Genomic DNA, 20,433 nt, shown 5'->3' with positions numbered 1-20,433 from the left:
ATGTATCAATTTTTGCAAATATATGGACGAAAAAAAGCCGCAATTTTGCGGCTTTCAATCTGTTAATCCATATGCGAATCCATTGATTTTCGAGAAAATTTAACCCTCTTATTGGGCTGTGTATCCTCCATCCACGATCAGGCTATTTCCTGTCATATAGGATGAATCGTCGCTAGCTAGGAACAGTACGGCTTTGGCCATTTCATCTGCTTGACCGAGCCGCTTCATTGGTGTTGCCGCAGAAAGGGCCTGCTTGCTCTCTTCTGGAATAATCGGTGTATCGATGAAACCAGGGCAAAGTGCGTTCACCCGAATATTTTCCTCAGCATACTCCAGCGCGAGCGAACGAGTCAGGTTCACAACGCCACCTTTTGCTGCATTGTAGGCTGCAGAACCAGGTGAACCAACCCATCCGTACATGGAAGCCGTGTTGACGATAGTCCCACCGCCAATTTTGAGCATTTCTCGGATCGCTTCACGTGCGACCAAGAATACGCCATCCAGATCTACATTCACCGTATTGCGCCATTCAGCATATTCAAGCTCATGCGAAGGATGAACACGTCCGATTCCTGCATTGTTAAATACGATATCCACTTTACCGAAAACCTCTACGGTTTTTTTGAAAATCTCAGCAACCTCTTGTTCACTCGTAATGTTTGCTTTAAAAAACAGAGCATCAGCTTTAAGCGCTTTCAGTTCTTGCTCAAACGCCTTTCCTTTTTCTTCATTCAGGTCTACCAAGACCACTTTGGCTCCTTCGGAAACGAATAAGCGTGCTGTCGCTGCGCCGATTCCGGATGCCCCTCCCGTAATAACTGCCACTTTGTCTTGAAGTTTGCCCATGATTAAATCCTCCAGTATACTATTTTGAATAGCACCTATTCGCATATGTGCTATATGACGTTTACAAATATAATTGTATGCTTAAAATTGTAACAATCCAATCATTAAGATTTAATGATGTGTTTACTACATAGACACTTAGTGAATTAATGTCTATTTTAATAGGAGTTTTTATGAATGAATGATGAACAATTTTTGAAATCTCAACAGCGTAATCGAACCGAGGAGCATCTTAAAACCGCCCTGATCCAGCTCATTAAGAAAAAAGGCTATCATGCCGTCTCTGTCAAAGATATCGTTGATCAGGCGTGTTACAATCGCAGTACCTTTTATTTACACTATCAAGATAAATTCGTGCTCGCCGAAGAATTGTTGAATACGAAGCTCGAAGGTCTGAGGTTCGCCGTAGGCAAGCCTTATTCTCACGGTCAAAAGGTCTACACCACCAAGCTAAATTCGGAATCCTTTCAAATTGTCGATTATGTCTATGAAAACCGAGACTTCTTCGAACTGATTCGATATGATGACACGTTACCAGGTCTGCATACAGGTTTCCCACAGACAATCCTGAAAATCTATGAGGAGCAGTTTATTTTCGAGACGATCAACGATATGCCTGTTAACATGGAGTATTTTAAGTACTATACAGCGTACGGCTTTTTTGGATTATTGAACAATTGGATATTAAGCGGATTTCGTGAATCACGGGAGGCGTTTATCTATAATGTGATCGAACTGTCTAAAACACACATTCAATCTTTTCATTATGTGGGGAACAAGTTGGATTGATTATAAATTAAAATAAAAATAGCCGCTAAATTAGCGACTTTATATGGTAATATGTGCGGCAGTTGTAGTGACAACTGCCCGCAAACTTCACAGGCAGTCATTTGTTTAAATCGTAGTATGTTTCTCATCATATTCGCTTGATAATTGCTTAAGCGATTTGATTTTACCATGAGGATGCTGTTCTTGCTTTCGTGACTTCCAAGCAGCTTCCTGCCTTTTTTTCTGGCGAGCCATAAAAGATTACCTCCTCTGGAAAATTAGAATTATACTACTTCTTTATGATGTCATTTATCAATTATTTTCATTCATAAATGGAAGCTGAATCCCTGAAGGGTTCCGTTACATTATGCTCACCACCATTATGGCATATTAATGCAAATCTCCTATGATTGGATAGATTGGGCTTCTCAGATTAAAATTGTAGTTCAGGTCTACAATCCCTACGACTTCGTTATTATCATATAGATCTAACATGAAGCCTGCCATTTCTTTGGCGGTGTGGTATTTAGACATGTTAGCTTTGTAATCAAAATCTTCTGTATCTAATGATTTCTTCACAAATTCCGTTTCCGTAATAGCTGGAGCCAGTACTTTTGCTTTTAGTTTTGCACCTTTTATTTCAAGTTCTTTGGCAAGCCCTTCTGTGAAAGCACTAACGTAATATTTCGATGCCGAATACGCAACACTTCCAACAGCAATGGCATATCCAAGTGCGGATGCAACGTTAATTAACTGAGTTCCCTCAACGTCTGCATAATCTCGCACATAGAGTGTAGAAAGGATCGTCAGGGACTCTATGTTCACACGCAGCATCGTTTCAACTTTCTCCAGATTCTGTTCTGCTACAAAAGAACCTTCACCGAGCCCCGCATTGTTAATCCAAGTCTCAATATGGTATTCCTTCAGCGTGTTATAAAGTGTGTATGCCTGAGTTGTATCCGATAGATCACTTGTATGCACAATAACATGTACTGTAGCATCAATTTTCTGAATGGCTAATTTGAGTTCTTCTAATTTGTCCAATCTTCTAGCGACCAAGATTAAATTTTTGCCTCGTGCAGCAAACGCCAATGCAGTCTCATATCCAATTCCTGAACTTGCACCTGTAATAACTGTATACTTCATCCTATTTTCTCCTTCTCAACATGTATTTTAGTATAGATAAGCTTTCAAAAAACATTTTAGAACGATCATTCTCAATATTACAAAAAAACAGTTAGATCTAACTTGCTATTTAGAATAGCATTTCTAGAACGAACAGTAAAGAATTATTTTCTGACGACTATATCATGATGTTGGAACAGGGAACTATGAGTTTTGCCAGACATGCGATACAAGTTCTCCATAACGTAACTGGACAAGAACCTGTATCACTAAAACAAACCAGCCTCCATGGAGGCAACGCCCTCTTTGCCTTCCATGTTGGAACTCCGCGTTCAATCTAAAACGGATAGTGTCATATCCACAATATTTTTTAACTTTTGCTGATCCGTAGTGGTCTTAACCAACGTACGTATCCCCACCCATGCATTCATCAAATAATGAGAAATAACTACAGGGTCAACGTCAGCCTTGATTTCACCCTTTTGCTGGCCTTCCAGAATAAGGTTTCTCAAGAATTCCTCTGTTCGCAAGTAACTCTCATTAACCAAGGATGCAACTTCAGGATCCAACACGCCCAGTTCCACGCCTGAGTTTACAAGAAAACAGCCTAGAGGTTGTCCTTCATTTCTTATTGTTGACTCAAACAATGCCCGAATAATCTCTTTGATTGGTTTTTGGGTACCAATTAGAAACCTCATTTTGTTGGTCTGCTTCGTTTCATATCGTTCAAGAGCTTTCATAAAGAGAGCATGCTTATCCCCGAATGTATCATAGATACTTCTGCGGTGAATGCCCATATATCCAACCAAATCTTGCATTGATGTTTTCTCATATCCTTGGGTCCAGAACAATTGTATTGCTTTATCTAATACTTCATTAACTTCAAATTCTTTGGATCTTGCCATCCTCATCACCTCGAATAATCATTATACAATGAAGTGAACCATCGGCAAACTGGAATTGAACAAGTGGACAGATTACAGGGATGACATGTGCAAAAGAAGATTTTTTTTATTTATTCGCAAGATGATCATCCATGGCCTGAACAGCTAATTCGAATGCTTTAATTCTTCTTCTTAAAAGCGTCTTTTGAGGGCTGCCCGCTCTCGACTTACTATAACTGTTCTCAAGTGACGGGAATAAACCATTCAGAACATTTCGAGCTTCTGCTAACTCTTCCTTGGTGTACTGATGAGCTTCTTGATTCCAAACCGTTTCCAGCATTGCCAAACCAATGTTTAAGGCATTGAGTCGTTTATTTAATAAAGTAGTGTTATTCCCTTTCTGAGTCAAATTAGTCAAGGCGTTTTCGGATTTGCGTATGGTCGATTGGAAAGCTTGAATGGATAGCAATTTTTCTTCTTCTGATACATTTTCCATGTAGCGCTACCTCTCCTTTTCTCATGCATAAAACTAATTTACATGCCCCGCGAGATGTGATCAATATTATAACGGGCACAAACTAATGCAGGTTTCAATGTTAACTGTCTTCTCCACCATAGCAGATGGATAAAATGAAAATCCCGCCCTAGACATAATGTCCAGAACGGGATGTATTGGTTAAATTAATTGTTCGCGTTTTCCTTGGTCACCAGCTTCAATTCAGCCGGAATTGATTTCTCTACCTGCTTGCCATCCAGCACATCCAAAGCAGCTTGCACCGCCAGCTGGCCAATTAGTACTGGCTGTTGAGCGACTGTTGCCGTCAGCTTTCCGTCTTTAATGGATTTGATCGCATCATCGTTGCCGTCAAATCCAATTACGGGAATGTCTTTACCAGAACTTTGAATTGCTTCAATCGCGCCCAGCGCCATCTCGTCGTTATGGGCAAATACCGCCTGTACATCAGGATTGCCCTGCAGCAGATTCTCCATGACATTCAAACCTTTGGAACGATCGAAATCGGCAGACTGCTTTGCAACCACATTCAGTTTTTGATCAGCAATCTCGTGAAAACCTTTCCCCCGCTCTCTTGTTGCAGAGGCTCCGGGTACACCCTCAAGTTCGATCACCTTTGCTCCTTCGCCAAGATGTTCTACGAAATATTCCGCCGCCATTTGCCCACCTTTGACGTTATCGGATGCGACCAATGCGGCCACGTCGCCTTTGTCGGCCGAACGGTCAAGTGTAATCACAGGAATACCCACACTATTAGCCGATTGTACAGCCGTAGAGATTGCCGCGGAATCCGCAGGGTTAATCAGAAGGGCATCCACGCCCTGTTGAATCAGGTCGTCCACATCATTCGTTTGTTTGGCTGAATCATTTTGAGCATCAACCACAATGACCTGAATTCCTTGTTTTTTGGCTTCTGCAACGACTCCGTCCTTAAGGGAAACAAAGAATGGATTATTCAACGTGGAGACCGACAGGCCGATTTTTTTCTGTCCATTGCTTCCGGCAGAGTCGGGCTTAGCCCAACCCGGAGGCTCCAGAGAGCATCCTGCCAGAACGATCATCATTACGCTTACAAGCAATATGGTTAGTTTTTTCATGTTCGCTTCTCTCCTTAAGCCGTTTTCTTGCGGTCCAGCAGGACAGCGATGGCAATAACGACACCTTTTACAACCATTTGATAAAACGAGTTTACTCCGAGCAGGTTCAAACCATTGTTCAGCACGCCGATAATCAGGACCCCAATCAGTGTGCCGACGATCCGTCCTCTACCACCTGACAGGCTTGTTCCACCCAGAACAACAGCTGCGATGGCGTCCAGTTCATATGAAGTCCCTGCCGTAGGCTGCGCAGAATTCAGACGGGAGGTCAGGATTGCGCCTGCCAGCGCTGACAGCATACCTACCAGGGAATAAATCATGATTTTTACGCGATGCACTTTAATACCTGAGATAATGGACGCTTTCTCATTGCCCCCAAGTGCGTACGTTTTACGACCGAAAGCTGTTTTATGCAAAATCGTCCACAATATTACGAATGTAATGAGCATTGTGATTGCTGGAACCGGTATGCCTAGCATATAACCACGACCGAACAGTTGGAACAGCAGGCTATCGCCCAATCCGGTTATCGGATTACCGTTTGTATATACCAGCGTTAATCCCCGGAACACCGTCATCGTTGCTAATGTAGCAATAAACGGAGCCATCTTGCCCTTCGTTATCATCAGCCCGTTCACCATACCCATGACTCCGCCGAGCGCAACACCAATAATGATTGACAGAATCGGGTCCAGGCCGGACAGCATCATATTGGCTACAAAGGCGCTAGATAACGCCAGAATGGAGCCAACCGACAAGTCGATGCCGCCAGTCAGAATGACAAATGTCATGCCAAAAGCAATCAACGCGTTAATCGAAACCTGACGCAATAGATTCAAGATGTTAAGCGGTTCCAAAAAGCTTGGATTCAATACCGATACGATGATAATCAAAATGATCAGTCCGAGCAACGGACCTAATTTCTGTGTCAGATTCGTTAGACGGAAGCCGCTTTTGGCGGGTTGGTTTTCCTGCAAAGTTGTCATATCATTGTCCCCCTGTAGCCAATGTCATAATGTTTTCCTGTGTTGCCTCTTCTTTTGCCAGTTCACCGCTAATGTGTCCCTCATGCACTACCGCGATTCGATCGCTCATGCCGAGCACTTCAGGCAGCTCGGAAGATACCATAATGATGGCAACCCCGCGGTCAGTCAGCTCGTTCATCAACTGATAAATTTCTCGTTTGGCTCCAACGTCCACGCCTCGTGTTGGCTCATCCAGGATAAGTACACTTGGGCCAATGCCGACCCATTTGGCGATAACCACCTTCTGCTGGTTGCCCCCTGACAGGTTTCGTGCTGCCGTCTCAGAGGATTGTGTCTTGATTTGCAAACGTTTGATGAGCGTATCCACAAATTCCTGTTCTTTCTGAGTCGAGATGAACCCTTTACTTGAGAAGCTGAACAGATTGGGTAAAGCCATATTCTCACGAATGGAGAAATCAAGCACCAAGCCTTCATCCTTGCGGTCTTCCGTAATAAATCCAATTCCATGTTTAACCGCATCCGCTGGCTTCCGAATATGAACCTTTTTGCCTCGAATCATGATCTCGCCACCATCCAGAGATTCCAGACCGAAGATTGCCCGCATGATCTCTGTCCGTCCCGAACCCATCAATCCGGAGAACCCGAGAATCTCGCCTGCTCTCACCGTAAAGCTGATATTCTGGAACAATCCTTTGCTGCTTGCGTCCCGTACTTCAAGGACTACTTCACCGTACGAAGGATTTCGTGCCGGATATCGTTCCGTGAGTTCCCGTCCAACCATCTTCCGCACCACTTCGTCAAAACTGGTCTCCGGAATCGTCTTGGTGTCTACCGTTTTGCCGTCACGCATGATTGTAATCCGGTCGCAAATGGTGAAAATCTCCTCCATCCGGTGCGAGATATATACGATGGAAACACCATTTTTCTTAAGCGAAGTGATCACGCCGAACAACTTCTGAATCTCCCGCTCCGTAAGCGCCGCCGTGGGCTCATCCATAATGATGACTTTAGCATCGGTCATGAGTGCCTTGGCAATTTCAATCATTTGCTGCTGTCCGACAGAACATTCCCCGGCAGGACGATCCAGCGGGATCTGCACGGAAAGCTTGGCAAACTGCTCGGTGGCAAGCGCTTTCATTTGTCTTGTATTTAGCAACCCTATAGATGAAGTTATTTCCTTACCGATGAAGAGATTATCAAGCACCGTCATTTCCGGCCAAACGTTCAACTCTTGGTGGATAAAAGCAAGTCCCATCTTCTCGGCTTCCTTCGGATTGGCAAAATAGGTTTCTTTACCGTCAATAGAAATGGTTCCCTGATCACGCCCGTGAAGACCAATCAAAATGTTCATTAACGTGGATTTGCCGGCCCCGTTCTCTCCCATCAAGGCATGAACCTCGCCTTCTTTCAGTTCGAAATCTACCCCGCTTAGCACTTGGTTGGTGCCAAACGCTTTATATATGTCTTGCATCTGAATAAGCATGATACCGTCCCCCTTTTAACCGAAAATGACGCCCGATTGTAAGATGCAATTGGCATACGGCGTAGCTTCGCCCGTACGAATGACGACTTTGGCATTCCGGGTCAACGCCTTGAATTGTTCATGATTGATGGAAACGTCAATGGCTCCATCGCCAAATTTCTCGGTCATAAATTGCAAAGCTTCTGGATTCCCTGCTTGGATCTCTGCTGCCAGAATCACTTTCTCAACGACCATATCGTCCGCAATAAGCTCCACGACCTCTTGAAAACTGGGTGTCCCCAGTTTCAGGGACAAATCGATTTTGAGTACACCGTCTGGAACCGGAAGGCCAGCATCCGCGATGACAATCATGTCCGTATGACCCAGATCAGATAACACCTTGGAGATGTGACTGTTCAATATTCCCTGCTTCTTCATTTCAGGCTTGCCTCCACTTCACCCCGTGTTGGCATGCCTCCTTGTGCGCCGAACTTGGTCACGGATAGCGATGCAGCCCGGTTGGCGAATCTAATGCTGTCTTGTAACGGTTTCCCTTCCGCTAGAGCGACTGCAAATGCGGCGTTGAACGTATCACCCGCTCCGGTTGTATCCACTGGTTCCACTTTATAAGTAGGTACAACGATCTCCTGTTCGCCGTCAAAATATCGAACCCCGTTGCTGCCCTCCGTAATAAACAACTTGTTTGGATATTTGCGCAGCGCCTCAGCCGGAGTCATGCCCTGAAACAATATCTCGGCCTCATGCTCGTTCGGCGTGATATAAGCAGCTTTGTCAATGACCTCATCCGGTACTTTCCTTGCAGGTGCAGGATTCAATAACAGTGGAGTTCCGCTTTGAGCGCAAATCTCGCTGACACGAACAACGGTTTCCTCCGGAATTTCCTGCTGAATCAGTACAATATCTGCACGTTGGATCACTTCTGCCGCTTCATCAACATAGGCTGGTGTAACTTCGCGATTTGCCGCTTCAACCACCACGATACTATTATCACCTTCAGCCAGCACGATATGAGCTGTGCCGCTCTCCATATGTGTAACCGGTTTCACATTCTGCGTATTTACACCATTTGCTTTGAAATTATTTAAAATGGCTGTACCAAAAGCATCATCACCCACTCTGCCGATCATGGAAACGTCGGCCCCCAGTCTTGCGGCAGCGACTGCCTGATTTGCTCCTTTGCCGCCAGGAACTGTTTTGAAGCTGTCGCCAAGGACGGTTTCACCCGCCCCAGGCCGTCTTGAGGAAGTAACAACCAGATCCATGGAGCTGCTGCCAATAACGCATATTTTAGCCATCTGAATTCACCTTTCTTGTTGTGCCCCGTTCAATGAAACTGACCGGAAGCTGTATGTGTTTGTTTTCGATTGGAGCTTGTTCCACCAGTTTGATAAGCAAACCGGCAGCTTCTCTTCCCATCTCGTATGCCGGTTGGCGAATGGTCGACAATGCCGGTGATAGCAGGCTGCTCATCGGAATATCGTCGAAGCCGATAATCTGCATGTCCTCCGGAACTTTTTTACCGATGCGCAATGCCTCGTGCAGTACCGCCATAGCTGCGATGTCATTACTGGCAATGACTCCGTCTGTATCGCCGTACTTGCTAAAAAGCTCGTCCGCCCATAACCCAACATCGTTAAAGGAAAAGGATGTCGTTTGGATTACACGGTAATCCAGGCCGGCCTGACGTATGCTCTCGATTGCGCCTTCAAAACGGTCCTGCGCGGGTTTGATATTTGCCGGCCCCTGCATAACCGTAATTCGGCGGCTTCCGCGCTTGATAATCTCCCGTGCAGCCAGACGTCCACCCTCTCTGCCATCCGCATATACGGAGGGACTGTCCAGAGGTGTTCTGTCAAGAAACACCACGGGGATCTTCAAGTTCTCATATATTGAAGAGTGAGGGTAATTCGTTGAAGAGATTACGCCGACTACATTATTCTGGATAAAAGTCTGGATGTAATCCTTTTCCTTCTGTTCATCCTCATCACTATTTCCGAAAATCAGTCTGAATTCCTGCTCCTGCATCCGGTCCTCTACACCGCGTGCAAGCTGCGGAAAGTAAGGGTTTGCAATATCGGGTAACAGCAGGCCAATCAATTTGGACTTGCGCTTGTATAAAGAGCGGGCCACCTCATTGGGAGAGAAGTTAAGTTGCTTAACCGCTTCCTCCACTTTCTTGCGAGTGTCCGCATGAACATAACCTCTTTCATTAATGACCCTGGATACGGTGGCTACCGAAACGCCAGCCAAGTTAGCTACATCTTTTATTGTTGTCATGAACGTTCACTCCTATGTGTAACCGGTTACAGATATGAAAATATCATATTTATTTCAGTTTGACAATCCTTTTATGACTGGAAATTTATCCTAGTCATCAGATAAAGACCTACTTAACGCAGTAACACTATGCCATAGCGTCACCTTGAACCAATCTATATATTCAATCAAAATTAAACAACTTCCTTCGAGGGTGAACTGAAACATCGATACTAAATCAATGCGCGGAATGGTTATAATAGAACATTAAGATACATGTTCAAGTTGAGCACTGCTTGCTTTACATTCGACCTATCCATTAGAGTAGATATACGGAGGTGTACATCATTGAAATTTAACGAGTATGTTATAGGCAAGTCCTATAGAACCAATTCTATTCAATTGTCAAAGAAGGATATTATTGATTTTGCAAAAATCTATGATCCTCAATATATGCATATAGATGAGGCCAAAGCCAAAGAAGGCCGCTTCGGCAGCCTCATTGCTTCGGGTATGCAGACGATGAGCACGTCCTTCAAGCTATGGGTGGAACTCGGGATATATGGTGAAGAGGTTGTCGCAGGAACAGGTATGAATAATATAAAGTTTATCAAACCTGTGTTTCCAGATGATGAAATTAGAGTTCTAGCTGAAGTGATGGAATTGGCTCCAAGAAGGAGTAGTGGTGGAATTGTCACCGTGCTGCTCACTACTTTTAACCAAAATAATGAGAAGGTTTTTCAGGCAGAATTAAGTGCTCTGATTCGTAATTGAATTCACATATAAGTCATTTTACACAGCGACCGTCACCCGGCAATGTATATACCAGGCAACGGTCGTTTATTCACAATATTTCGATATATCCTTCGGTTCCATGTACCCGAATTCGCTGCCCATCTTTTATTCGATGGGTTGCCTTCTCCACTCCAACAATCGCTGGCAAGCCATATTCACGCGCAATTACAGCTCCATGGGTCATCAGTCCACCCACTTCGGTAACTAGGCCTTTTATAGAAACAAATAATGGTGTCCAGCTCGGATCCGTATACGGAGTCACTAGTATATCTCCATCTTCCAGATCAGCATCTTCAATATTGAAAATGACACGTGCTCGGCCCTCGATCACCCCGGAAGAAACAGGCAGCCCCATAATAGCATCGGCTGGCAGATTTTCACGCTTATACTCACCTGTAATGATTTCACCATCAGACGTGAGCACACGAGGTGGCGTTAGCTTATCATAGATTTTGTAATCACCTTTTCGTTGAGTAATGATCTTCTCATCCAGATTATTGGTGTGTACAACTTCACGAAGTTCTTCAAAAGTGAGAAAATATATATCTTCTTTTTCGGCAATAACACCCGCTTGTGCAAGTCGTTCGGCTTCTTTCAATAAAGCCTGTTTATAGACGAAGTAACGATTGATCATGCCGTATTTGGGATATTCCCGATACCCGATGAAGTTGCGAACCAAGTCAATCATTCGTTTCGTTTCCTTGGCTTTTTGTTCACCGTCAGGCAATAACTTCAACCGATCTAATATTTCTTGTTCTTTCTTCAACGCTTCCTGTCTTCCCTGCTCAAATTTCCGTTTGCTTGCATTAGGCTCAAAGTTTTTGATGTTACCCAGAATCAATGGCACAAGTGTAATGGGTTTTTCAATCCAACGGGTTCTGGTCAGATCGATTTCTCCGGCACATCTCATGCCGTATTTGTCCAGATAATCCTGGATAGCGTCCCTTGCTTCCTGTCCACCCTCAACCTTAGCCAGTTCATCCATAAAGTCATCCTCTTTCACATGCTGTAAATAAGCAATGACTTCCGGATAAGGACGAATCACATCTGCAACATCCAGTAATGCGAGACCCATTTCGGAAGTGATATTGTTAGGTACCGATTGAGACAGCGTATCCGCTGCATTGTTCTCACCCAACCACTCTTTCATGTTTTCATTGATCCATGCTGAAGCCTTCATGGCAGTCATAAATACATTTGAACTTCGTGGGTCAGATAGAAATCTCTTCAATTCTTGCAGATCTTCAAGGATAAAATCAAACAAATCCAATCCAGACTTGTTTTGGATGTTACGTTTTAGCTCTTCTACTGAGGCTTGATTGCTCTTAATCAAATCAGAGACGATGGTTGATTCATTTTCAATATGTGCTTGAAAACCATTAGACGCGCTCTGTTCATTGTTATTAGGTGGAGTTGGTGCAGGATGATCAACTGGTATCGATTTTATGAAATTCTGGCGCTTGACTACAGTTGTAAGTGCGTCCTTAAGGAGCGGATCGGATTGTCCCATGGTATTTATGAAGTTTTCTCTCATGACAGGCGAAGCCAGCCTAGGCGTAATATCAACAAACAATCTTCCACCAGCTATACGCATGGGTGCCGGAGTTGTTAACAGAAAGAAGGATAAGCCCAGCGGTTTCATAGGATCAGTCATCATTTGTTGGTGACCAACAGAGAGGTACACATGATTTTCCTGGTCATTTGCTTCAGGAATCGGGTATAACGTTGTAATTGGCCGACTTTGGACTATATAAAACGTATCATCCGCCAAACACCATTCTATATCTTGCGGGAAACCAAAATGAGCTTCGATCTGTCTTCCTATGCGTGCCAGTTCCATAATTTGTTGATCGGTAAGTGTTTGCGTCTTTTGCAGCACGGGATCGATCTGATGTGTATACGTTCCACCATCTTTCTGTCCATACATAGCCAACGTTTTGAGGGCTATCGTCTTGTCGACAATTTCACCTTCCCGTACTTTATAACAATCAGCAGATACCAGGCCGGACACCAGCGCCTCACCAAGTCCAAAACTTGCGTCGATAGATAACAGTTTCCGGTTGGATGTGACCGGATCAGCCGTAAATAAAATCCCTGAGGCCGTTGGGAATATCATCTTTTGAATGATAACGGACAAGTAAACCTGACCATGGTCAAATCCATTTTGCATACGGTAGATTACCGCCCGATCGGTAAACAGGGAAGCCCAACATTTGCTGATATGGTGCATGATTGCTTCTTTCCCGATGATATTTAAGTAGGTATCTTGTTGACCCGCAAAAGAAGCATGTGGTAAATCTTCAGCGGTCGCACTGGATCGTACTGCATACGCATGACCCTCTCCAAATGTGGAAAGATAATGAGCAACTTCATGTTCAACATCGGCAGGAATGTCTGCGCCTATTATAAGTTCCCTGATCTTCCTGCTGATTTCACTAATCTTCTCTCGTTCTTCAGCTTTTAACAAGGATAGTTGATCCAGCAAAGTTTGATACGTTTCGTTTTGTTCAACGGCTTTTTGATATCCGACGGTTGTAACACAAAATCCATCGGGAACCTTTACCCCTTCCACCTTTGATAACTTCGCTAGATTGAATCCTTTTCCACCAGCGAGCGCAAGCTGCAATTTTTCCGTTTCCTGTAATCCGATAACCCAGGAACTCATTCGGTATCTCCCCTAACCAGTAAATTGAGAAAAAAACATTTGACAAAGAGTTTACCGCCATGATAAGATTTAAATATAAGATGAGATAATTATGAATAACAACATTAAAAAAGTGTGTTTTGATTATATCATTGTATTTGTTCATATACAATATCAAAGAACCGAGGAACATTACCTCGGTTCTTTTTTTGATCCACTAGATACTATCGTGAAAGCCTCTTCTATGTCATAGATGTAGAAAGCCAATAGAAAAGCAGCCTACCCTTAAATGAGGTTGGGTTTCTTTTCTATTGGCATTTTTTCATGACGTTAAAATACGAACCGCAATGTAGCAATGACTGAAAAGATTAAGGCCTCTTTTCTGTAGAAATAGTCTTTACATTTTTTTGTTACAGCTACTAGCAGTTTGTGATATGGTCAGTGAGGTGCAATCAGCCCGTACACATATACATATCATGCGAGGAGAAGATTGAAAGTGAATGAGATAAAAGCTATGGAGAAACCGATCAAATTTAGCGATCCTTTATTTGTAACTTTAGTTGCAAGTATTTGTTGCTTGTTATGGGGAAGTGCCTACCCGTTTATTAAGCTTGGATATAGTGCTTTTGACATCCTGGCGGAAGATATTCCATCAAAATTTGTATTTGCGGGTTATCGATTTATTTTAGCAGGATTACTGCTCCTATTCCTGTTTCGTGTCATGAGTAAACGGAAGTTTAATCTGTCTGGAAAACAATTTTCAAGTTTAATCTTGCTTGGCGTGTTCCAAACGGGTCTGCAGTATATGTTTTTTTATGTGGGTGTAGCCAATACAACAGGTGTCAAAGGTTCGATCATGAATGCGACAACGACTTTTTTCAGTGTGGTTCTAGCTCATTTTTTATATAAAAATGATAAACTCAGCAAAAATAAAGTAGTCGGCTGTTTGCTAGGATTCATTGGCGTAGTTATTGTTAATTTTCACTCCAATCTGCTGGAATTCTCTTTCTCTCTCTCAGGTGAAGGTTTCGTTATTATTGCGGCTCTTATTTTTTCCATTACGGCCATCTATGCAAAGCACTTAACAGGCTCCATCGACGTCCTCGTTATTACCGGAATTAGCCTGTTTGTCGGCGGACTGGCACTCACCATACTTGGACTTCTGCTTGGCGGTCGGGTTACGCATTTTACACTTGAATCAACAGGCATCTTGATTTACTTAGTTTTACTTTCATCAGCTGCATTTTGCTTGTGGAATCTGCTTCTGAAATATAACAAAGTGGGAAAAGTATCTGTCTATAACTTCCTTATCCCAGTGTTTGGTGCATTGCTATCGGCGTTGTTTTTGGGAGAAACGATTATGGAACTCAAAAACCTAATCGCATTGCTGTTCGTGTCCATCGGCATTTATATGGTTAATCGCGTAAGCTCTCGAAAGTTCTCAAATACCCTCGAATCGTAGTTTAAAAAAAATAAAAAAATAATAACAGGGGCGCGACATTGGTCGCGTCCCTGTTTGTTTCCTATTGTACGAATACTCGTCAGATTCCACTTCCGTCTTACAAGCAGGAGTAAACAACATTACGCAAACGGCGCTGAATGTAAGGCTCCTGACTGTTGAGCAAATGCTGCGCATACATGACAGTGAGTTCGGAATCTGGATCAATAATGGCCATGCAGCCGGCAGCCCCACTCCATCCAAATTCACCAAGCGGGCTTAACGAACCGCTGCCCGCCTTGGAGACATGCGTACGTACACCCAGCCCGTAACCATACCCGCCCATATGATCCCATGAGTAATCACCACGGGTCAGATCGTTCAGATGGTCAGTGCGCATAAGCTCCACTGAAGCCTGTGACAGAATGCGCACGCCTTGCGGACTCGTCCCGCGTCCAGTCAGCGCATTTAGGAACAGTGCATAATCGCTAACGGTAGACAACAGCCCGGCACCGCCGCTCTCCAAATCCGTGCCTACCCGGAACCCGTTTCCGTCCATGCGTACGGCTTTTTCAAGCTCATCATTGTAAGCATACTGTGGAATCAGACGCGTCTTCTGTTCCTCGTTCAGATCGAAAGCCGTATCGTTCATACCTAGCGGTCCGGTAATTTCTTCTTGCAGATATGTACCAAATCGTCTGCCACTCACAACCTCCACCAAAGCTCCGAGCACATCATGACACATGCTATAGTTCCAATGCGTACCTGGCTCAAACAAAAGGGGTTCCTTGGCGAGCGCTTTCGCAAAGTCTCTCGTCGGTAATGTACCGTTAGTGCTTTGCACAGCTTCCTGAATGCTTGGCGAGCCAATGTCATAGGAGAACCCGGCAGTCATCGTAAACAAGTCGCGTACCGTAATCGCCCTTGTCGCTTTTTCCAGTCTGACCTCGCCGTTCGATAATGTTTTCTTTACCGTCATCTCGGCATACTCCGGCAGATAGTCGGACAACGGATCGCTCAGCAGCATTTGCCCTCTCTCTACAAGTTGAAGCGCTGCCACACAGGTCATAATTTTCGTCATGGAGTAGAGATTGAAGATCGCCCCATCACCAATGGGCGTTTGCTCCTCCAGATTGGCGTAACCATTGCGGTAACGGAAAACGGTATCATTTTGATGCATCACAAGGACCTCTGCCCACGGAATTCTCCATGATGTGATGCGGTCAATAAATGAAGCAAGCGGTTTAAAGTCCATATTTCCCCGTCCTTTAATGTAGAATCGTTTATCATTGCACATCGTGAATCTGTGTTTATGCACATAACCCACATAGTATTAATATACGACCATTCACATGCATTGACCATATCTAATAGAAAGCAACTTTAAACAATTCATACAATTTTTTTAGGATCGGTACGATTACTACAGGGTTTTGATCATGATAAAATCGAATTGTTCCTCGTCCCCCATATAAAAAGAGTGAGAGCCCGTTTGAACAAACCCCATCTTCCTGTAAAAATCAATCGCATTGTCATTCTTTTCCCATACTCCTAGCCAGACCTGCTTCTTGTTGTGCTCCAAAGCGGTCTCCATGGCTTTATTTAACAGATATTTACCCAGTCCATTTTTTTGAAATGGTTTCCTGATATAAATTCTCTCAATTTCTAGTGAAGCATCACTCATTTTTTCGGATTGGGCGCCATCTCTGTTCACTTTTAGATATCCGGCAAGTTCATCATTGTAGTAGACGAAAAAGAAGTCTGAACAGCTATTAGACAGTTCATCTTCCAATTGTTTAGCGTTAAATGCTTTTTCCAGATAAGCTCTCATATTGTCAGGGGAATTCTGATCCTTAAATGTATCATTGAATGTTTCTATACCTATTTCTTGCAGTTTTTGTAAATCCTCGCGACGGCAAGCTCGTATTTCAACTGTCATTGTGATGTATCTCTCCTTCTATGAATCCACAACATATTTATATTTTTTTGTCGCAAATACAACATAATTTATAATCTTAATCTACTCCTAATTTGTATCGTTTGCAACATAAAATAGTGAGACCAAGCAGATCAAAATACATAGCAAACGTTTTCGAAATTTTAATGTGCTTTTCTTTGAATGGACTATTTAAGCAATTTTTCTTTGTATTCTGTGGGACTGAATCCCGTGTATTCCTTAAATACCTTGGAGAAATAATGCTGATCACTGAATGATAGCACATCCGATAACTCCTTAAACTTCATCTCGGGTTGGCATTCCATCAGTCTGCAGGCTTCCTTAATTCTAAGGTTTGTATAATACTGAACAAACGTAACTTGTGTTGCGTTTTTAATGACTCTGCTAACGTAAGAGGGGCTGACATGAAACTTCATTGCAATGTCATTGATGGATATCTGGGTATACTTGTTCCGTTGGATATACTCATCTATTTGCTCAAACAGATCTTCTCTGCTTTTCCGACCATAGGATTGCAGCATATCAAAACATTGTCCAATCCATTCCGTTAATTCACGGCAAAAATCGCCATATGTCTCTTCATCCCTTAGTTTTTTTGCTCTAAGCTCCAGCCCAAGCCGAATTCCCGCCCCCTGCTCTTCAACCAAATGTGCAAATGTATCCACTATTAGTCCGATAAAACGTTCCAATTCTTTTACATGCACGTTTTCCTCTGACCATTGATTCATCAATTCGGACAGCTTAAGGACAAACTGTTCCTTCTGATGAGCTTGTATCATGTGGACAAAAGCAGATTCCAATGCAGCATCCAGGCAACCTGACTCAGTTCTTGCTATGGAGACGGGATTTCCGCTATCCAGCACCAATCCATTATTCAATCGCTGATGCATCGATAAAATGGACGATATGTGGTGATAAAGCTCCGACAGATTAACAGATTCCGACCATAGCAGCTGCCCACCAATGGTTGTGTCCATACCTTGTGCAACCAAATGACGCCGCAACGATTCGAGACATTCATGTACAGAAGAATACAAATCAAGAATTCCTCTGTTTACAAAAACGATGAATTGCTGCGGAGTTTGACTTAGAAACACTTTAAATGGACGAGGAGCAAAAAACTCTTCTAAAGAAGCCTGTAACGTCTTTTGTCCCCATCGTTCCCGTTCCGAGGTGAAGGGCTGTCTGCGCAGAATAATCATCATTGGGGCCAGAAAAGCAGCATGTTCTCCTGGCTTAAGTTCAGCATAACTATGGGGATCAACGATCTCCTGCAGCTCATGAAAGTTTCTGGACCTCGATTGATCGAGATGTTTAATAACTCTGCCCATGACTTCCTCCAGAGCATCAGGTTCGACGGGCTTCAGCAAATAGTCGAACACCTGCAAATTCAATGCTTTTCGTGTATATTCAAAATCGCTATACCCGCTAATTAGAATAACCTTCAACTCCGGCTGGGCAAGCTTTGCCTGCTCAATTAGTGATAAACCATCCATCTTGGGCATTCGTATGTCTGTCAACAAAAGATCGATTGGCTGCTTCCGAAGTGCTTCCAGCGCCTCTTCCCCATTCGTGGCTGTAACTGCCACGTGAACGGGAAAGTTCAGCTTATCCAACAGCATTTTAATATTGCGCAATATAGGTTTGCTATCCTCAACAATCATGATTTTGTACATGGTCTATCCCTCCTGTGCTCAGTAAAAATCGCTCGTCATCGATCCGATGATTTGAATGGTTGCTCCTTTTTCCTCGTCAGAATGACTGTTGTACATATTAAATAAAAGTCGATTGCTATACATCAGTTTAAGCCGATTGACGCTATTAACGATCCCCATGTTGCCAAGAGCTGTCTGACGATCGGAGGATTGATTCATTCCGGAGCCGGACTTCTGAATATTGGACAAAATCTCTTCTATTTTATTTGGCGGGAAGCCTTCTCCGTTGTCTTTAATCTCCAGAGCCCATAATCCGTTATACTGCTTTACGGTAATTTGGATACGCCAGGGAGGCGTAGTATTGAAGAAAGCATGCTCAATGCAATTTTCAACGAAAGGCTGAATAACCAGCCGCGGCAGCCGGATTTCACTCGTCAGATCATCAGCATGGATGCTCCATTCCAAATCCTCTTCATACTTTTGCTGTACCAACGACAAATAATGTCTCGTATGCTCAAGCTCCTCCGTCATCGTCACATGTGCATAAGGGGATGAAACAATATAACGTAAACTGTCTGACAGATGTTTGCACATATCAGACACGACCCGGGTTCTTCCCTCTTGAGCAGCAATACTGATCAAATAAAGGACGTTATGAAGAAAATGGGGAGCAATCTGAGCTTGTAATGCGGAATTCCGTGCAGTGACTTCTTCATGTAATGCCTTCTTCTCACGGTCAATGGACTGCTGTAAACGCTCCATCAAGTCCTGAAAAGCTTCATTCAACAGCAGCAGGTCGTTATTTTTAGGCCGATCATCGACTTTCAGTTTCATATTGCTGTAGTTAATGCGCCAAATCTGGCTGCGAAGCTTGCGAATAGGAAGCAACAGGTTGCGTGTAGAGAAGAAAATGTACACGAAAGAAATAAGCATTAAGGCAGTAATCAGCAAAATGGACATGCTTTGAACGGAACGGATCGAGCCTAAAACCGAATCTTTCGGCGTTATTATAAAAGTAATCCAACCCGTCTGGTGAGATGTAGAATGCGTAACGTAATTATTTTGTTCATCAACTGCCAGTCCTTCATCGGATAATGGCTCTTTCCATGTCAAAGCGTTCTTTCTCGCTTCCGAGCCAGTCATTTGCTCACCTTGCTTGTTCAAAATGAATACATCTCCTGCTGTAATTCCTTCCGTAAGGTTTTGAATGTAAGCTTGATCCATTTGAATACTAAGATATCCATATAGCTTGCCATTCTGATCGTTGACCGTACGGAGAAATGAGATCGTGTCTGCCTCTCGAAGCAGGATAAAACCGTTCCCGGTCCACTCTCGTCCACTCCTGCTTTTTTCCGTCAGGGTACTCAGGATCGTTGGAGGATGCCCTGAACCCAGATACGATGTGAGCAGCACACCTTGTTTATCATAAATGGACATGTCCTTGATGTTCATGCTGGGGCCAATGGCTTGAAACATGATATCTTTTAGTTTCCGAATCTGGTTCAGTCGTTCATAATTGCTTGGGGCTGAAGAGCTCTTGTCCATCGTTGTGAAGATGTCCTTATTGGACAATATGCGCTGGGACATCTGGTTTTGCTGCTCTACGTACAGGTCAACCTGTTCTCGTACCTTGGTGGCCGTGATCAGTGTATCCTCCTCCGTTTTTTGTGTAAGCGGGCGGATAACGACCAGGTTCACGTAAACGATAAAACAGCCCAGCACGAATAAAAGAAGGGCCAGAAATGTCAAAAATACTTTTGTCTGCAAGCTGAATTGTGTGGCTCTATGTATAAGTTTAGCCATGCTTCGCGAAGCCTCCTGTCTTGTCATGCCGTACAACTCGTCTGGATCATGTCTTAATGTAGCATGGGTTTGAATGAAATGATAGCGATTTCAAGTTCAGGATTTTACACATAAATATTCAAGCACAGACATGTACCGGAGAAGAAGTGGATTTTATAATTGGACTTGTAAACGGATTCATT

19 protein-coding genes are annotated in these 20,433 nt (G+C 43.6%); 3 read left to right on the top strand and 16 right to left on the bottom strand.

Going from position 1 to position 20,433, the window contains the following annotated elements; translation table 11 throughout:
• Nucleotides 1–108 precede the first annotated feature (108 nt).
• Nucleotides 109–846 carry an SDR family NAD(P)-dependent oxidoreductase gene (locus HW560_RS19605; protein ID WP_179264330.1) on the bottom strand — a complete coding sequence of 246 codons (738 nt, stop codon included), beginning with the start codon at nucleotides 844–846 and terminating at the stop codon, nucleotides 109–111.
• Nucleotides 847–1,023: 177 nt separating this feature from the next.
• On the opposite strand from HW560_RS19605, the gene HW560_RS19600 reads away from it, so the two are divergent.
• Nucleotides 1,024–1,635, top strand: a complete 612-nt coding sequence (locus tag HW560_RS19600; RefSeq protein ID WP_179264328.1) for a TetR/AcrR family transcriptional regulator — start codon at nucleotides 1,024–1,026, stop codon at nucleotides 1,633–1,635.
• Nucleotides 1,636–1,740: 105 nt separating this feature from the next.
• On the opposite strand, the gene HW560_RS33980 is transcribed toward HW560_RS19600, so the two are convergent.
• The 10 genes from HW560_RS33980 to HW560_RS19555 form a co-directional block, all read right to left on the bottom strand.
• Nucleotides 1,741–1,869, bottom strand: a complete 129-nt coding sequence (locus HW560_RS33980) for a DUF6254 family protein (protein ID WP_240343196.1) — start codon at nucleotides 1,867–1,869, stop codon at nucleotides 1,741–1,743.
• Nucleotides 1,870–2,004: 135 nt separating this feature from the next.
• The gene (locus tag HW560_RS19595; RefSeq protein ID WP_090899603.1) at nucleotides 2,005–2,760 is read right to left on the bottom strand and encodes an SDR family NAD(P)-dependent oxidoreductase; all 756 of its coding nucleotides are present in this window, start codon (nucleotides 2,758–2,760) and stop codon (nucleotides 2,005–2,007) included.
• Nucleotides 2,761–3,071: 311 nt separating this feature from the next.
• Entirely contained in the window at nucleotides 3,072–3,644 is a 573-nt protein-coding gene (locus tag HW560_RS19590) for a TetR/AcrR family transcriptional regulator (protein ID WP_179264326.1), read from the bottom strand.
• A 106-nt stretch (nucleotides 3,645–3,750) separates the two neighbouring features.
• The gene (locus tag HW560_RS19585) at nucleotides 3,751–4,119 is read right to left on the bottom strand and encodes a hypothetical protein (protein ID WP_090899609.1); all 369 of its coding nucleotides are present in this window, start codon (nucleotides 4,117–4,119) and stop codon (nucleotides 3,751–3,753) included.
• Nucleotides 4,120–4,304: 185 nt separating this feature from the next.
• Nucleotides 4,305–5,234 carry a ribose ABC transporter substrate-binding protein RbsB gene (gene rbsB / locus HW560_RS19580; protein ID WP_090899612.1) on the bottom strand — a complete coding sequence of 310 codons (930 nt, stop codon included), beginning with the start codon at nucleotides 5,232–5,234 and terminating at the stop codon, nucleotides 4,305–4,307.
• A gap of 14 nt (nucleotides 5,235–5,248) precedes the next feature.
• Entirely contained in the window at nucleotides 5,249–6,220 is a 972-nt protein-coding gene (gene rbsC / locus HW560_RS19575) for an ABC transporter permease subunit (RefSeq protein ID WP_090899615.1), read from the bottom strand.
• Between the two features lies 1 nt (nucleotide 6,221).
• Complete coding sequence (locus HW560_RS19570) at nucleotides 6,222–7,703, bottom strand: sugar ABC transporter ATP-binding protein (RefSeq protein ID WP_090899618.1); 1,482 nt, start codon at nucleotides 7,701–7,703, stop codon at nucleotides 6,222–6,224.
• A gap of 15 nt (nucleotides 7,704–7,718) precedes the next feature.
• Entirely contained in the window at nucleotides 7,719–8,120 is a 402-nt protein-coding gene (gene rbsD, locus HW560_RS19565; protein ID WP_179264324.1) for a D-ribose pyranase, read from the bottom strand.
• Nucleotides 8,117–8,998 (bottom strand): ribokinase, encoded by an 882-nt coding sequence (gene rbsK / locus HW560_RS19560; protein WP_090899625.1) that lies wholly within the window; start codon nucleotides 8,996–8,998, stop codon nucleotides 8,117–8,119. Before rbsK ends, rbsD begins: the two co-directional genes overlap by 4 nt.
• On the bottom strand, nucleotides 8,991–9,980 hold the full coding sequence (locus HW560_RS19555) for a LacI family DNA-binding transcriptional regulator (protein WP_179264322.1): 990 nt from the start codon (nucleotides 9,978–9,980) through the stop codon (nucleotides 8,991–8,993). The genes rbsK and HW560_RS19555 overlap by 8 nt, the downstream gene beginning before the upstream one ends.
• 327 nt (nucleotides 9,981–10,307) lie before the next feature.
• On the opposite strand from HW560_RS19555, the gene HW560_RS19550 reads away from it, so the two are divergent.
• The gene (locus HW560_RS19550) at nucleotides 10,308–10,733 is read left to right on the top strand and encodes a MaoC family dehydratase (RefSeq protein WP_090899631.1); all 426 of its coding nucleotides are present in this window, start codon (nucleotides 10,308–10,310) and stop codon (nucleotides 10,731–10,733) included.
• A 70-nt stretch (nucleotides 10,734–10,803) separates the two neighbouring features.
• Here HW560_RS19550 and ppsA read toward each other — a convergent pair whose 3' ends face one another.
• Complete coding sequence (ppsA, locus tag HW560_RS19545) at nucleotides 10,804–13,419, bottom strand: phosphoenolpyruvate synthase (protein ID WP_179264320.1); 2,616 nt, start codon at nucleotides 13,417–13,419, stop codon at nucleotides 10,804–10,806.
• 475 nt (nucleotides 13,420–13,894) lie between these two features.
• Here ppsA and HW560_RS19540 point away from each other — a divergent pair, with 475 nt between their 5' ends.
• On the top strand, nucleotides 13,895–14,860 hold the full coding sequence (locus HW560_RS19540) for a DMT family transporter (RefSeq protein WP_256222112.1): 966 nt from the start codon (nucleotides 13,895–13,897) through the stop codon (nucleotides 14,858–14,860).
• 97 nt (nucleotides 14,861–14,957) lie between these two features.
• Here the strand turns inward: HW560_RS19540 and HW560_RS19535 are convergent, their stop codons facing one another.
• From HW560_RS19535 to HW560_RS19520, 4 genes are all read right to left on the bottom strand, one after another.
• A complete protein-coding gene (locus HW560_RS19535) occupies nucleotides 14,958–16,091 on the bottom strand; it encodes a serine hydrolase domain-containing protein (protein WP_090899636.1) in 1,134 nt (377 codons plus the stop codon).
• Between the two features lie 168 nt (nucleotides 16,092–16,259).
• A complete protein-coding gene (locus tag HW560_RS19530; protein WP_179264318.1) occupies nucleotides 16,260–16,775 on the bottom strand; it encodes a spermidine/spermine N(1)-acetyltransferase in 516 nt (171 codons plus the stop codon).
• Nucleotides 16,776–16,960: 185 nt separating this feature from the next.
• On the bottom strand, nucleotides 16,961–18,469 hold the full coding sequence (locus HW560_RS19525; protein WP_179264316.1) for a response regulator transcription factor: 1,509 nt from the start codon (nucleotides 18,467–18,469) through the stop codon (nucleotides 16,961–16,963).
• A gap of 18 nt (nucleotides 18,470–18,487) precedes the next feature.
• Entirely contained in the window at nucleotides 18,488–20,251 is a 1,764-nt protein-coding gene (locus HW560_RS19520; protein ID WP_110001245.1) for a cache domain-containing sensor histidine kinase, read from the bottom strand.
• Nucleotides 20,252–20,433 lie beyond the last annotated feature (182 nt).

Source organism: Paenibacillus sp. E222, from assembly GCF_013401555.1.
Classification (GTDB): Bacteria; Bacillota; Bacilli; order Paenibacillales; family Paenibacillaceae; genus Paenibacillus.
Note: the sequence above shows the minus strand (reverse complement) of the source record. Positions and strands in the feature narration are given on the sequence as shown.